Source organism: Flectobacillus roseus (assembly GCF_030056595.1).
In the GTDB taxonomy this organism is placed as follows: Bacteria; Bacteroidota; Bacteroidia; order Cytophagales; family Spirosomataceae; genus Flectobacillus; species Flectobacillus roseus.
This window is the reverse complement of the sequence record NZ_JASHIF010000002.1, coordinates 430,189-445,445: the sequence shown is the minus strand read 5'-3', so window position 1 is coordinate 445,445 and position 15,257 is coordinate 430,189. Positions and strand designations below refer to the sequence as shown.

Below are 15,257 nucleotides of genomic sequence, written 5' to 3'. Positions count from 1 at the left end.
GAGAGCGGAGATTTTTGTGAATGATATATTAAAGAAAACACGCCTGCAAAAGCAGGCGTGTCGAGGGATATTAATAAATAGTTTCTTTTTGAGCTTTCACTTTTTCGTCAGCAATATAATCGTCAAAAGTCATCAACTTATCCAAGAAACCTTTTGGACCAATTTCTAACATACGAGTAGCCACCGTTTGAGTTAATTGGTGGTCATGACAAGTAAACAGCATGGTTCCTGTAAAATCAACTAAGCCATTGTTTAACGCAGTAATTGATTCTAGGTCAAGGTGGTTGGTTGGCTCATCAAACAACAAAACGTTGGCACCCGACAACATCATACGACTAAACATACAACGTTGTTTCTCTCCTCCTGATAAGACTGTACATTTTTTCAAGGCTTCATCTCCTGAAAACAACATACGGCCTAAGAAACCACGAATAAAGCTTTCGTCTTTTTCTGTTGAATATTGTCTCAACCAGTCAACCAAATTTAAACTTGCATCAGCAAAGTATTTGGCGTTATCGTTTGGCAAATAAGCTTGAGTCGTAGTCACGCCCCATTTGAATTCACCGCCATCCGCTTGACGTTCGCCAGTTAGGATATCCAAAAGTGCAGTTATTGCCAATGAATCGCGCGAAAGCACCGACATTTTATCACCTTTATTTAACGTGAAAGAAAGATCTTTGAACAAATATGTTCCGTCTTCAGACTTCGCCGAAAGGTTTTCTACAGTCAATAACTGATCTCCTGCTTCACGCTCTGGTTTGAAGTTGATAAATGGATAACGACGAGACGACGGTTTTATGTCATCAACTTTCAATTTATCCAACATTTTTTGACGAGCAGTCGCCTGCTTAGACTTAGCCACGTTGGCAGAGAAACGACGAATAAACTCTTCTAATTCTTTACGTTTTTCATCATTTTTCTTACTTTGGTCAGCACGTTGACGAGCGGCCAATTGAGAAGATTCGTACCAGAAAGTATAAGTACCACCATATAATTGAATCTTGCCATAGTCAAGGTCAGCAATATGAGTACATACATTGTCCAAGAAGTGACGGTCGTGAGATACTACGATTACGGTATTTTTAAAGTTTTGCAAGAAGTTTTCCAACCACATGATCGACTCGATATCCAAGTTGTTGGTAGGTTCATCAAGCAAAAGAATATCAGGTGCACCAAACAACGCTTGTGCTAAGAGAACCTTCACTTTATCAGATCCGCTTAAGTCTTTCAACAAAACATAATGCAAGTCTTCTTTGATACCTAGGCCACCTAACAACATTCCTGCGTCAGATTCTGCTTCCCAACCATTCATTTCTGCAAACTCAGCTTCCAAATCAGCTGCACGATTACCATCTTCTTCCGTAAAATCTTCTTTCAAATAGATAGCATCTTTCTCAAGCATGATATCGTACAGGCGTTTGTTTCCCATCATCACAGTTTGAAGCGCAGTTACCTCTTCATATTCGAAGTGATTTTGCTTCAAAATAGACATACGCTCACCAGGATTCATGGAAACTGACCCTGTTTGTGAGTCCAATTCACCAGAGAGAATTTTCAAGAAAGTTGACTTACCAGCACCGTTGGCTCCAATTAAGCCATAACAGTTGCCTTCAGTGAATTTAATATTAACATCTTCAAAAAGTACCCGTTTGCCAAAACGGAGTGATACATTCGATACGGTAAGCATTCCTTAGTATATGAGAATTATAAAATGAGTTAAAAGTCAAAAGAATGGGCATTATTCGCCTCTATTATCTTAACAAAGTACAAAATTACAAAATGATTCTGATAACTTAGATTTAAAAGATGGGAGATTTGGAAATGTAGTGATTTTGATTCGAAAATTGATTAAAAAGCGAAAGAAGTAGTTGGAATCAAGAGTACAAAAGAGTTGTAGATAAAATTTACCAGTTATGACAGAGAATTTGACGGAAATAAAATCGAATTTTAGTAAAATTCGATTTGTTAGCCCCTTAAAGAACAACTTTTTTTGTATTTTTTTTACAATCGTAAGTGAATCTTTACAGTTCAATTAAGCTCCTGAAAAATAAATAATTACTATATATGTTACGAAGCTAAAAAGCCTCTATTATCCGAAAAAATGATGTTTTTTGTTCAAAATTTTAGATTTTTTTTCCTGAAATGTTTGTGATTTTAAAAACAATCGTCTAATTTTGCATCACAGAAACACAGAGACACTGTAACAGACACAATGGTTTCGTAGCTCAACTGGATAGAGCATCTCACTACGGATGAGAAGGTTTGGGGTTCGAATCCCTACGAGACCACAACCTACATAATTAAGGACTTGCAAGCGAGCTATTTAGCTCGCTTTTTTGTTTTATAACAGATTTTCAGCAATCCTCTGAAATACCTCAAAAAGCCCCTCTACTTGCAACCAAGGCACTTTTTTAATTTTACTAACATTTTTACTTACATTTTCAATTTTGTGGTTTTTGGAATACTTTTTGACCTGTGTTTAAACTTTTATAATTTCTTATTTAATACACAGTTTTACCAAATGTCAAAAAATTAAACAACTACCCACCTAGAAATGTAAGTTACACCCCTATCAACATGTTATCTTTCTATTACTGGTTTCGTGAAGGTAAAACCAAAGATGTTGGTTCAATCTCCTGCGTAATTCAAGTTGATGGTGAAAAGTCCGTTCCAATTTCTACTAAAATCAAATTAAACCGCAAACAATGGAATCCCAAAGAACAGTGTTTCCAAGGCAAAGAGGCTGCCAAAAATCAAAAACTTATGGATTATCACGAATTACGCTTTACCCAAATCTACACTGAGATTAGTTTTGAAAAACCAAATGAACCTATCAGGCCTGATGAAATCTTACTTAGGCATAGAGTGGCTAGCGGGAGAGAAAGAAAAGTAAAGAAGGTATTTACCTTCGTTGATGTTTTCAAAGAGTTTATTAATGACCAAAATCAATTAGTCAAAGCTGGAAAGCTCAAACAAGTATCAGTTGCTAGTAAAGAGTCTAAATTCGAAACTATTAAATCTTACTTGATTAAAAAATCTTTAGAGCAAATTAGAATAGATGAAATAGATCATGTGTTTCTGGAGGATTTTAAATTCTATTTGAAAATTTCCAAATATGAAGATAGTACAATTGAAAAGTATCTATTTCTTATAAAGGGAGTGGTGAAATATGCAGTATCCAAAGGCTATACCAAAGAGCGAAAAATTGAGGAATACAGAGTTGATAAGGCTAAAGCCAAAGATCCTGTATCGCTTACTCAGGAAGAGCTTGACAAAATTGATAAAATGGACTTAAATGAAAATCATAGAAAGACTTTTGACATCTATCGCTTTTGTGCTGAAACCTCTTTGAGCTTTACGGACTATGACACGCTTTGTGATGAGGACATTGAAATGGATTCTGATAATACCCTCTGGATAAAACTGGAGAGGGATAAAACAGAAACTAGACAGAGTGTACCTCTTAACGAAAAGGCGATGGAAATTTTCAATAAATACGGATCTGATGTGAAGACTCTTCCAAAAATGTCAAATTCTAAATTGAATGTATACATTAAGGAAATTGCGAAGAAAGCAAATATAAATAAGTACCTAACGTTTCATACCTCTCGAAAAAGTTTTGTTGACCATAGTATAAATGAACTTGACTTACCCGAAAGTACTATTAAAGCTATGGTTGGTTGGAAAGATAGTAGACAGCTGTCAAGATATGCTAGGGTCAAAGATTCTACTATCAAGAAGCAATTTTTGAAGTAGCTTAAATAAATTTGTTAGTATCCAAAATTGTCTTTTTCCCCTAATTCCTAAATCTAAAATTCTGGGTTATAAAATTTTCAACCTATGAAAATCATCGAATTAGGGGAATATTACTAAATACAAACAAAAAAAGTTCAAATATGAAGGTTAATAATTTCTTCGATTAATTGCTTTCTAGCATAAAAGGCTCTGCTTGTTGAACCATGGCCTGAGCCCTTGGTCCTTGCTTGTATCCATTTACCATCTTTTCCAGTCAAAGAGTTGAATCCACTAGTTATGCACTTATTTCGAATTGTATCATAATCTTCTTTAATTTCTGCTAACAGAGTGCTATCTTCCAAAAAATCAAATGATTGAACTTCTAGGAGCACAGAACTGCAATTTTGGCTTCCATTCCAGGAAACTGCACAGAAAATCAATGATTTCATTTTCTCCCAACAGTGACTTTCAAAAAAAGATGTCCCAGTCAAACTCATTGGGTTTATCATAGTGATGGCACAAGTTTCTTTTGGTTTCCAAACATCATTTACTAGACGAAATGATGTTGATTTAAGCTCAAATCCTAACCCATTGGGAGCCTGTTTATTACTATTAGATAAACCTGCCAAACGTTCAAGAGTTAAGCCTTTCCAACCCTTATTTTGTTTGCCATTAGAGAAAGGACTTATCCCATAATCGGGTGCTATCTCTGATAAATCCGTTCCAATGAATCTTCTAAGATTATTTATTGCTACAATCCTTGTTACCATATTAAAAATGCTTCTACAAAATTCCTCAATAGTTGATTTTTCAAATCTAAATGTAAAGTATGACCTGGGAGGAATTATATTTTTTAATATCAAATTTGTTCTGTAATATATAAAAATTCTAATACATAAACTTTTATTTTAAATATGTTTATCTATTTCACTCAATTGCATTCTATATTCTTTTAATTTGGTCTCCGTAAAAAAGCTGACCAACATTACAGAAAAAAAATAAATAATCAAGATTAAATTAAAGTGTATGTGAATTTCATTTAAATGATGTTTAAAAAGAATTAAGTCAATAAAAAGTATGCTAGGAACAATAATAAATTTGATATATCTAATTAATAAAAATTCTTTTTTTGATATTTTTTGAGTTTGAAAAATAAATAAAAAAACAGTCAAGCAAATATTCAGGAATATAACAATGAATATTCGAACATTAAAACTACATTCTGCCAAGAAAGTAAAGTATATATTTAAATACACATAATGCATACAGGTTGAGCTTAAAATTAAATATTTTTTTACTTTATTAATTTTTTTTATTTTAATTACAATCTCATCCCTGTACTTGATAGCTAGCGATATATCATGTTTAAAGACAATCTTAGCCTTATGCCTTAACAAATTTTCATCTTTTTCTTCCTTCTTTTTATAATATATCCAAACTAAAATCTGGGTTACCCAACTTAAATAAATAGAGACGATAACCACTCTAAACATTTTTAAAAAATTATGCTCGACATGCAAAAAACGATTTATAATTTCTAAAAAAAGAGCTATAATTAGCAAACTAAAGAAACCAACAACTTTTCTTATTGAAAAGTAGGTGATGATAAGCCTAGATATTAAAATTGTAATGAATGGAAATAAAATAAGATTAGAGTATACAAGAATTTGATGGAAATGAGTAGTATTCGGACGAATTGTCTCATATTTGTACCCATACCAAGCAATAATAAAACCAATAAAACCAACGATAGATGGAATTAAATATTTATTATGCAAATATTTAATTTTCCTTATGAGGTTAAAGACACCTAAGCTTTGATAAGATAACTTGGTTTGAATTACCTTCAAATCTTCATAAATAATTACATTTGGATATTCTAAGTTACAGTTCAAAATAAAATCGTCCAACTCTTTAGTAAGATAAAACCATTCACCATTAGCTCTCAAGTGTGAAAATTTTTGGTGTAAAGTATTTTCCAATTCAATTTCAGATTTTGTTAAAATCCCAATCAATAATGAACCTTCATCCATAAATCCAGTACTTAAATGTTTATATCGGTTCTCAATATTAACACTTCTACCAATCTTAATTTTATTTTGATTTGGAGCATAAATTAAATATACACCAGTTTTGAAATTTGTACTTTTTCTCATTGGAACTTTATACTTATCATAACTCAAAATATATTTAGGATTCTATTAATAGACTTTATCACGGTCTATTTATTATAAGATAAGAGCGTAATCTGGATTAATTTTCTAAGGATATATAAATGCCTTAAATTTCGCTAATTTTCGGTTTTTACTTATCAAAATAGACTGAGTTGTCTGTAAGCATTATCATTAATTAAACCTGCTTGTTACAAACCGTGATAAAGTCTAATATTATAAACTTAAGTAGATTAATCTTGGGACTGTAATCGTTCTTGTTCTAGAGTCTTTAATGTCTTGCCTTCGCTATTTCTCCAATTTTGAGGTCCCGAAATACTTGATCCAACTATTACAGATGCAGCTGGTGAGGCAGTGTCAAAAATGGCATTCTTTTTAAAAATATATTTATCAACTTCTAAAACTAAAGTTCCATTGTTTATTAATTTTTCTCTAAGTTCCTTATATCCGTTAGGCATACTTGGTTTAAGGTCTTTGATTGCCTGTGAGCCTTTTAGTACCACAATTCCTTCGTCTATCTGCATGGCTTTTGCTCTAATATTGTTAATATTCAGGAACAATTCTAGGGAGCTTGTCTTTAACAATACTTGATTATCATATGTTACTCTCTCTAGCTGCACATTTTCAATGAAATTTTTCTTTGATATAGTGGTGATATCCTCTAGAAATTTATGTCCTAATACACCTATAAGAAGTTTTATATAATTCAAGAACTCTTCCATTGCTCCAATGTCAGGACGTGGCAATGGAGACAGTTGAGGTTGAGTGCCATTTTCTATTTTGTAACGACCTGTAGAATTTGCAATTTCCACCAAACGACTTTCTAAATATCTTATATGCCCTTTTGTTAGGTTTTCATCCTTACTGATAAAAATCACCAACTCATTCCAGAAATCCTTTTTTGCAATATGGTCTTGCAATCTGTTGAAAACATTTTCTGCTTCGCCGATATAAACCATTGTATCACCTGTTTCTTCATCTTGTCCAAAAAGAAAGTAAACTCCCGGCTTTTTGGATTCTGGATAATTGTTCAACTCAGAGGTTCGAAGTCTTGGGCAAGAAATGGATTGAATAGTTTTGTTAACTATTTCTCCAAACTTGATACCTGTTACCGTTCCATCAGATAAATATATTCTTATGCTTTCTCCAAATAAACTCATGATATTTTAATATGGTAATTTGATTGAGATAATGGATCATTAAAACTTAATCACTATATACCTATTGTGAGATTAAGCTTCTTCGACTAGTTTTGATTATACAGCCTACTTTAATTAATGTCCTTGAAACTTTTTCAAAGACAAGCTAAGCAATATCTAACTAAAATGCAGGTTCATCTATCAACATAATGGTATTTTGCATTCTCTAATATAAGTTGTTTGACCTCCTTGAGTTCACTAGATTCTATTTTACATTGACGCTAACGCCAATTATGAAAGGTACATTGCATAACATCTTAACAAATAAAGGTAAAACTAGCTCAAGCTTTAGAAGAGGTAAAACCATTTAGAGTAGTCAATGAGAAAATATACCTGAGACACTGTCAAATCCTAATTAAGGGAATGGATATCGCAACAGGATTCAATAATTTAAGGGTTACTCCTAGCAAAATCATAAATGAACAGTACTAACATTTATTTATGATTAATCATATTTAAATGAACTATAGTTGGCATTTTGGTCTCATCCGCAATTTTGTTAATTGGATTTCCATTATTACCATCACTCAATCTGTAAGTTGTAACCTCTCTATGATACATGTTAACAATTAGTGCTATCAAGTTAAATATCTTTGGGCCTATAGGCGCCAAAACAACCCGATAATCTTGATATATTAGAAAATTCACCATTGAATCTAAGGTGTTTATTAGAGGGTTCAAATTTTCAAGTTCATAATAAATAATGTTACTTTTATTAACCATATTTATTAGGTGTTGATTACTAGTCAACACTTTTTCATAGAATCCATTATTTCTGATAATAAATAAGTAAATATCTTCAGAGGTACTTTGAAAATACTCATGTAATCCTAAAGCTTTGTTTTCTTCGTAACCCATACCTAATAACAAAGCCACTTTTTTATTAGTAGATTGAATATGATCAAATAATGGAATAGGGTGATTAAAAGAGAGAGGGTTATTTACCTTAGACTCTGTTAATTTTGCGTGAGAATAAGAAAAATAAACATCGACTGTATTTATTATATCAAGTCGATTTAAACATTTTAGTAAGCCCGCATAAATAATTGTTATCATGCATGAGTAATCGATGAATATGCTAATTCTTTCTTTATTTTTCTCTTTCTGTCTTTGAGAAATATTTACCAGAAACTTATCTACATAGTAGTCAATATCATTGCTTTCAACAGAGATAAATGAAAATTTATTTTTCCGAAAATACTCGTCATTTTCAATCTTTGAATGTAGTTTTCTTCCCTTAAATGAAAAGCAAATCTTATAGGATGTAAACACCTTCATTCTATCTAAAATTTTAGATGAATATGTTGACCTTTCTTCGAATCCAGAGGCGCATACAATAAAATCAAAATCAGTATGGGCTAATTCTTCAAACTCTATTTGTTTTACATAATTTATTTTCATTATGAATCAATTCTTAGTTGACTATTAATTACTTTTGATTGGTCACCTATGATATTATTTAATTTAATTGTTCCAAATAACCTAAGTGGTAGTTTAAAGTGAGGGTGAAGCAAGTACGAAAGCCTATACCTTACACTTTTATCAAGACTTGTATCTTCTGAATTCTTATCTATTTTTATAAATGCACCTAGACTCACCCCAATATTTACAAGTCTTCGTATTTCTAAAGGAGTATTTTTTGGGTCAAAGAAAAAAGAGGTTTTAGGGTGCATGGATAATGGACTTTGGTTCACTTGCTCCTCGAAATAATCCCCAATCACTTTTATTAACTTATCTAAATCAAATGGTTTTCTATTGTATAAAACTGAAGTTGGATATGTTTTTAACATAGCATAAAATCTAGCAGAAACGTTTCTGACAACCTGCACTTGTTCTTCTGGAGAAAATACAAAATCGTCAATATCTTTGTAACGTTCCGTTTTTATAAAAATATCGTTTATGATATTTATAATAAATCTTGGATTTCCTTCACAAAGTTTGAAGATTGTTTCTTTACCATAATAAATAGGGTATTCTTTTCTTGATCTTTTAGAGTAAAAAGCCTGATTTTGAAATTTACTAAATATTAATCTATTAATGACAATTTCCTTTGTTTTTCTAAAAAAGGTATCTGATTCATTTTTGTTATTTGGAACTGGATTTTCAGGGTCTATCCCTTTTTTTATCAGAAGTTCTCGAAGGTCTTTATCAAATTGGGCTAATTCTTTAAAAACAAACCAAGATAAGGATTCTGCTTCATTCTCTTTAGCGCTTACATTTATTTTAAAATCGAAGTCTTTAAGTGCATATCTAGAGTAGTCCAAAAAACCGAAAATTTTTGAAAAGTCAACATCAACATACTTTTTTACTTGATTTTTGTCTCTATATGAAATTATGCGTTGGATTGCAATTTGTTCACAAAATTGAGAAAAACGTTTTTCTTCAGTGTATGAAGATGGCCACATTTTGACAACTTCGTAATCATGAGAACGTTGAGCTTCTATACCATCAAATTCAGAGAGAGGACTTGCACTTAATTTAAAAACGATATTTGAAGGAGCTACTCTTAATCGACTTTTTAAATTTTCAAAGAAATCTTCTGATATTAATTCAAGTTCATCAAAACACAAAGCCCATTTTAACTCATGACCATCGTTAAAAATATTTTCATAGGCAATAATCCCACTTTTTAGTGCATTGAGAAAATCTAAAAAAAAGTGATCTTCCAATTCAATTTTATAGCTCTTATTATATTTTTTGTCAAAGGCATACTTTGTTAACTTTCCAATTAATGAACTTCTCATTTCACTGAGTGCTAACTTGATAGAAGGAAGAGAAAATGTACAATTACTTATGCCCCATATTTCTAGTAGTTTTTCACAAAACATCCTCTCCTTATATTGTTTATTATCTGTCTCAAGGTAATTTAAGTGATTTTTTATACTTTCACAGAAGTTAATAAAGATATTATTACTTATCAGGGCATTAGAAATAACTTTAACCAAAGATTTATCATTTTGGAAAGAGCTCAATACACTTTTTAATTGATCTTTCCATAGCTCATCAGACGGTATATAAATTGCTATAAATGGAATATTTTTTTTTAATTCATCATCTCTTATTGTTTTTGGACGCCAATTATTAAGAGCTGAGGTTGTTAGCATCTTGAACATTGTAGTTTTTCCACAACCTCTTGGGCCGAGCACAAAAGTATGATTATTTTTGGCGATCTGAAAAAACTCATCACTCGAAACGAACGTCTCTGCCACTTCTTCATGAGTACTGTATTTGGCATTGAAATTATCAAAAACCGATATCTTATTTCCCATTGCTAACCTTTTTATATTGAACAAAAGTAGGTTCATCAAGTGTTACTGGACTAACAAATATATTTTTATTCTTGAGTTCATTTTTTAGTTTATCTACATCTGAGGGAATCATAAACTTAATATCCTGAAAGGTTTCAATTAAATCATCCAAGCTTACAATATTATCTTTTTGTTGGTCAAACCATTGATGAATCTTACTGGAGAGAGCTCTAATATCAACCTTAACACCAAATCCAATTCTTGGCTCAAAATATATGTTTTTTATGTTTTGCTTCCAACCTTTTGTTGGGACAAAAAACCATGTATCGATTATACCCTTACCTATTTGATCTTCATTACATTCAAAGGTAATTATGTGAAAGGTATTATTAGCACCTTGTAAAAGTAAATTTTTAAATGCAGAAAAACTCCCTGATGAAAAAACAATAGGAGAGTTAATACCACCCGGGGAGTACCTAATTCTTGGATCATGTTTGTGCCCATGTATAATTAAATCAAAATTCATTCTGTCTAATATTTTAATGAGTTCATCACCATTATTCAAGAAATCCGTACTTCCTGTGTTATAGTGGGAGTGTTCTATTGGATTGTGATGACAGACTGCTATATTAACTTTATTACTTAAACTTTTATTCAGTCTTTCCTCAATATTATTAATGGCATCCTGATGGATGAGACCCTTATTAGCCATTTCTTTCGTTGTATGACTATGAACTGTATTAATGTTTAATATTCGATAATTTTCATCCTCTATTATAATATATCCGTTCTCCCAAAAAAAACTATTTAACTCTACATCATTAAAAGGGAAGTCAAGTGAGAAATTTTTTATATCATTAAATGGGTCAGAGTTTCGTATTTTCCTCGAATCAACATCATGATTCCCAATATTTGGAATAATTTTCTCTACATTTAACAATTTTCCTATTTGTTTAGCTATGTCCCAACCCATTTGCAACCCTTCCAAATCACATTTATTTGTAAAATCCCCTGGAAGCACTAATAAATCTGCTGAAATTGTGCTATCATTTTTTATTAGTATTTCAAAAGATTTAAATGGATCTTGAAAGGTATCGATAGTTACATCTGTAAGTAAATATGATTCCTGAGTATTGTTGTTGTTATTTTTGTTATGACAATGGAAATCACTAAAAATTGCAATCCTGAGTTTCATTTAATTCGGCTTTTAAATTCAAAAATGATTAAAATTGTTATTGCCTGAGATTTAGCTTCTATCGTTATATTATAGGATGTCGAAATATTTTTTTATAAATATAAATACTCAATTAAAGTTTAGCTCATTTTTTTAGGTTGAGATAATTCTGAAGCTGTTTAAACTTTTGAAAAGTATTCCCAAATAAGTGAGAATTTTGTGGTGCTAAATCATAAAATATCACGCAATGGGAATACTTAGTAAAAATACAATAGATAGGTGGATTATCCCACATTTAACGGTTGGAAGTAGAGGGTTTGCCCCTAGAGTCCCGATTCATGAGATAATTGAAGCTATTTTATACCGTTTGAAAACTGGTTGTCAATGGCGAGAAATACCTACAAAGCAATTTTTTAGTGATACTATTTTGAGCTGGAATACTGTATTTTATCATTACAACAAATGGTCTAAAATTGGTTGTTGGATTAAAATTTGGGTAAATATTTTAAAAGAAAATAGTAAGTATTTAGACTTGTCAAGCGTTGAATTTGATGGTAGCGGTTCGCCGCCCGGTCATACTCCCGCTAAAAATGGGGGAGATGCTGTGGGTTATCAAGGTCGCAAGGCTTGCAAGACGACAAATGCCTTGTTTATATCTGACAATCAGGGTGTTATATTGGCAATGTCCACCCCACAAGAAGGGCGACATCATGACTTGTTTGAGATACAAACACTGTTTAACGAAATTTGTACCATACTAAAAGAGGCTGATATCAACTTAGATGGGGTGTTTCTAAACGCTGACTCTGGCTTTGATTCCTCTCTATTTCGGGAGGCTTGCGCAAAAGAAAATATTATTCCAAATGTTAAGCCCAATCCTCGCAACTCAGTAAATAAAGCAAATGAATTATCCTCAATTGGAGCAACTATTTTCGATGATTTATTGTACGAAGACAGAACGGTAATTGAACACGCAAACGCTTGGATTGACAGCTTCAAAGCATTATTAGTAAGGTTTGAATTCTCAGTCAGAAATTGGATGGCATTGCATTTTATCGCATTCTCAGTTATTTTCTTACGCAAAATCAATAAAAAACAGAAAGTTTAAACAGCTTCTCTATTAAACTTAAAATTTTATCCCTTCCACCAAAGTATATAATTTTTAATGCTTCTGCCAAAAAAGTTGAAATTCATTAGGAGTTCCGTTAAATACATTTACATCCATATCGAACTCAGTTCCGGGGACGTTGTATAAGCATTCTCCAGTTTTTTTACAATTTAGCTCACAGCTAAATTGCCACAAGGTTACATTTGGCCATACATTGAATGGAATATCTTTTATACTATTTTTAAATCTTGCATACCACAAAGGACAACGAGCAAAAATACTGTTTAGGTTATATTTATTGTTGATTTCTGTGTATACTTTGTTATTAACATAAACAAATGGATATCGATTTGTTTTTTCATAGATTCTCTCAATGAATTTCTCTGCATCCTTAAGAGAAATATTATTTCCACCTATATCCTCAATATCTAAAGCCATGGGGTCGTTGAAATTTGCACTTATTTGTTCTAGGTAGAAGTCAGCTTGCTTTATAGGATCAGCATTAGTACCGAGATGGTAGGATGCAAAAAAAATTTTTTTTAGTTTAGCTTCTTTTTTTCTGGAAGCATACTTATTATCGATTCTAAAACCAATCGAAGCTCTATGAAATATCGCAATAGTTCTTTCATCAGTAACCAGTTTGCTCATATTAATTGCATTTTTTTCATAAGCATCAATTGCGATAGGATATTTTTTTTTATCCCATGGTTTAGAATAAAAGTCAGATTTTTCATTCGATTGAATTCCAAATAATAATGTTAAGAAGATAAATATATTTTTCATAGTTACAGAAGAGGATAAAAATTGAGCTATTGTACCATGCGGAAAATTTTATGATATAAAGTAATATTAACAGAGCTAATACGATAAATATTCTGGCAACAAAGAATACATTTTTCGTATTTAAAGGCATTCTATTTGCCTGAAATGGAAATTAATATAACTTTAAAAATTCAAATGTAGTTTTAAAATTTTATTGATTTATTTGACCTAAAAACTGTAACATAAATTACAAAGTTTGCTTTGTAATATTCCATTTATATGTTTTATATTTTAATTTCGAGAATGTATTTCCCATTATCGATAGATATATTAACATCATCTTTAAAAATTTGTTTTTCTACTTTTGTTAAGCCAAATGCATGTTCAAATGCATTTTGTCTATATTTATTTAACTCCTCGTATTTAATTACTTCGTGCAATAACAAATTTTCAAATTCTGTTTGTAAACGCACATTATGCATACCACTGTTATCAGTTCCTATTACAATATCAACATCTTCTTCTTCACAGGTTCGAAATATTCTTTTAAAATTTTCATTATTATAGTCTGTAAAAGTACCACACTTAAAATAGGTTGTGGGACAAATTTCAAGGCAAATTTTACGTTTTTTTAGATAAGGGAGATAAGAAGGATACTTCAATGGAATTTGAATACCATGTCCTATCCTATCCAAATATTGAATAAGCTCCAACATTCTATCTGGAGTATCTTCAGTCTCAAAAATATGAGCAGTAGTTTGAAGTTTTTGTTCTTTAGCTCGTTTAAAATTATTTACAATTTCATCGTAACGAATTGTGTAGTTTTTCTCTCCTCCTGCAATGTCAATACCATGAACAATCCCCAATTCGTGCATTTCAATGGCTAAATCTAATATCGCACTGTTTACATTCGCTGTGTAAGTAGGGAATTGTGAGTGCATACACAATATTTGGCGTATAATTATTGGGTATTTCCCATTTTCTGAACCACTATACTTCTTTATATATTCATCAATTTTTAGAACAATGATTCGCATTTCAGCAATTCTTTCTTTTTCATCCTTTAATTTGTTAGTTCGACTATATGGACAATGCCTTATCTCAATATACGATAGATTTTCAAACTCATAAGCCCCTCTCATCAATCTATTTATAAAATATTCAAGTCTATCTAACGTTTGAAGAGGCTCGACAAGTTTGTGCATCTTCAAATACTCATCCAAACTGTCTCTCTTTTCATCAAAAAAATGTTGAAATGAATAAAAATCGCCAAATTGACTGATAAGTTCATCCGAGCAATCATCAATGGTAACCTTGTGCCATATCATCCTTGGGCTAATTGCCCCACCAAAATGCAAGTGTAATTCAGCGTAAGGTGTTTTGGAAAAATAGAATATATCCTTTATATCTTTTCTATTCATAACTAGACTTGATTTTATACCTATAAGTTAAAAACACAATTTATTTTCTTGAAATAGACTATATATTCTAAACTAATAATGTAATCCCACGGCAAGTATCACTTAAATACCTAGGTTTTAATCTAATTTATATTAACAAAATGATTCCCAAATATTCCTTTAGAATTTTCAACACATAGCATTCATCATAAATATGAGCTCAATATCACCATATATATTTGAATTTAGTTTTAAAACTGTGCGGTTATAAATATTGCTATAAGGTACGATATGAAATTAATAGAAGGGTATCTAAAGACATAAATTTATCTAAAGTAGCAAAAAAATAACACCTGTCCCAACTGATGGTTTAGTCCATCATTGCTATAATATGAACGAATAATCAGATATTTGAATTTGATTAAAATTAAATATATCAAAATCGAAATTGTTAAGAGGT

General features: G+C 31.3%; 11 protein-coding genes and 1 tRNA gene. 3 read left to right on the top strand and 9 right to left on the bottom strand.

Annotated features, from left to right (window positions below; translation table 11 throughout):
- Positions 1-70 precede the first annotated feature (70 nt).
- On the bottom strand, positions 71-1,687 hold the full coding sequence (locus QM524_RS02010) for an ABC-F family ATP-binding cassette domain-containing protein (protein ID WP_166554108.1): 1,617 nt from the start codon (positions 1,685-1,687) through the stop codon (positions 71-73).
- 527 nt (positions 1,688-2,214) lie between these two features.
- On the opposite strand from QM524_RS02010, the gene QM524_RS02005 reads away from it, so the two are divergent.
- Together QM524_RS02005 and QM524_RS02000 are read left to right on the top strand one after the other, a co-directional pair.
- A tRNA-Arg gene (locus tag QM524_RS02005) sits at positions 2,215-2,288 on the top strand.
- A 289-nt stretch (positions 2,289-2,577) separates the two neighbouring features.
- A complete protein-coding gene (locus QM524_RS02000; protein WP_283343247.1) occupies positions 2,578-3,756 on the top strand; it encodes a tyrosine-type recombinase/integrase in 1,179 nt (392 codons plus the stop codon).
- 134 nt (positions 3,757-3,890) lie between these two features.
- Here the strand turns inward: QM524_RS02000 and QM524_RS01995 are convergent, their stop codons facing one another.
- The 6 genes from QM524_RS01995 to QM524_RS01970 form a co-directional block, all read right to left on the bottom strand.
- Positions 3,891-4,505 carry a MutH/Sau3AI family endonuclease gene (locus QM524_RS01995; RefSeq protein WP_283343246.1) on the bottom strand — a complete coding sequence of 205 codons (615 nt, stop codon included), beginning with the start codon at positions 4,503-4,505 and terminating at the stop codon, positions 3,891-3,893.
- Between the two features lie 138 nt (positions 4,506-4,643).
- On the bottom strand, positions 4,644-5,891 hold the full coding sequence (locus tag QM524_RS01990; RefSeq protein ID WP_283343245.1) for a GIY-YIG nuclease family protein: 1,248 nt from the start codon (positions 5,889-5,891) through the stop codon (positions 4,644-4,646).
- 248 nt (positions 5,892-6,139) lie between these two features.
- On the bottom strand, positions 6,140-7,066 hold the full coding sequence (locus QM524_RS01985; RefSeq protein WP_283343244.1) for a GIY-YIG nuclease family protein: 927 nt from the start codon (positions 7,064-7,066) through the stop codon (positions 6,140-6,142).
- Positions 7,067-7,540: 474 nt separating this feature from the next.
- Entirely contained in the window at positions 7,541-8,506 is a 966-nt protein-coding gene (locus tag QM524_RS01980; RefSeq protein ID WP_283343243.1) for a hypothetical protein, read from the bottom strand.
- Complete coding sequence (locus QM524_RS01975) at positions 8,506-10,374, bottom strand: ORC-CDC6 family AAA ATPase (protein ID WP_283343242.1); 1,869 nt, start codon at positions 10,372-10,374, stop codon at positions 8,506-8,508. Before QM524_RS01975 ends, QM524_RS01980 begins: the two co-directional genes overlap by 1 nt.
- A complete protein-coding gene (locus QM524_RS01970; protein ID WP_283343241.1) occupies positions 10,364-11,548 on the bottom strand; it encodes a metallophosphoesterase family protein in 1,185 nt (394 codons plus the stop codon). The genes QM524_RS01975 and QM524_RS01970 overlap by 11 nt, the downstream gene beginning before the upstream one ends.
- A gap of 226 nt (positions 11,549-11,774) precedes the next feature.
- On the opposite strand from QM524_RS01970, the gene QM524_RS01965 reads away from it, so the two are divergent.
- On the top strand, positions 11,775-12,635 hold the full coding sequence (locus tag QM524_RS01965; RefSeq protein WP_283343240.1) for an IS5 family transposase: 861 nt from the start codon (positions 11,775-11,777) through the stop codon (positions 12,633-12,635).
- Positions 12,636-12,689: 54 nt separating this feature from the next.
- Here QM524_RS01965 and QM524_RS01960 read toward each other — a convergent pair whose 3' ends face one another.
- Positions 12,690-13,418, bottom strand: coding sequence for a glycoside hydrolase family 25 protein (locus QM524_RS01960; RefSeq protein WP_283343239.1), 729 nt, complete (start codon positions 13,416-13,418; stop codon positions 12,690-12,692).
- A gap of 263 nt (positions 13,419-13,681) precedes the next feature.
- Positions 13,682-14,818 carry an amidohydrolase family protein gene (locus QM524_RS01955; protein WP_283343238.1) on the bottom strand — a complete coding sequence of 379 codons (1,137 nt, stop codon included), beginning with the start codon at positions 14,816-14,818 and terminating at the stop codon, positions 13,682-13,684.
- Positions 14,819-15,257 lie beyond the last annotated feature (439 nt).

What these genes read in the sequence shown, in the direction of transcription:
- QM524_RS02010 (WP_166554108.1), bottom strand. Translation starts at nt 1,687, where the DNA reads ATGCTTACCGTATCGAATGTATCACTCCGTTTTGGCAAACGGGTACTT.
- QM524_RS02000 (WP_283343247.1), top strand. Translation starts at nt 2,578, where the DNA reads ATGTTATCTTTCTATTACTGGTTTCGTGAAGGTAAAACCAAAGATGTT.
- QM524_RS01995 (WP_283343246.1), bottom strand. Translation starts at nt 4,505, where the DNA reads ATGGTAACAAGGATTGTAGCAATAAATAATCTTAGAAGATTCATTGGA.
- QM524_RS01990 (WP_283343245.1), bottom strand. Translation starts at nt 5,891, where the DNA reads ATGAGAAAAAGTACAAATTTCAAAACTGGTGTATATTTAATTTATGCT.
- QM524_RS01985 (WP_283343244.1), bottom strand. Translation starts at nt 7,066, where the DNA reads ATGAGTTTATTTGGAGAAAGCATAAGAATATATTTATCTGATGGAACG.
- QM524_RS01980 (WP_283343243.1), bottom strand. Translation starts at nt 8,506, where the DNA reads ATGAAAATAAATTATGTAAAACAAATAGAGTTTGAAGAATTAGCCCAT.
- QM524_RS01975 (WP_283343242.1), bottom strand. Translation starts at nt 10,374, where the DNA reads ATGGGAAATAAGATATCGGTTTTTGATAATTTCAATGCCAAATACAGT.
- QM524_RS01970 (WP_283343241.1), bottom strand. Translation starts at nt 11,548, where the DNA reads ATGAAACTCAGGATTGCAATTTTTAGTGATTTCCATTGTCATAACAAA.
- QM524_RS01965 (WP_283343240.1), top strand. Translation starts at nt 11,775, where the DNA reads ATGGGAATACTTAGTAAAAATACAATAGATAGGTGGATTATCCCACAT.
- QM524_RS01960 (WP_283343239.1), bottom strand. Translation starts at nt 13,418, where the DNA reads ATGAAAAATATATTTATCTTCTTAACATTATTATTTGGAATTCAATCG.
- QM524_RS01955 (WP_283343238.1), bottom strand. Translation starts at nt 14,818, where the DNA reads ATGAATAGAAAAGATATAAAGGATATATTCTATTTTTCCAAAACACCT.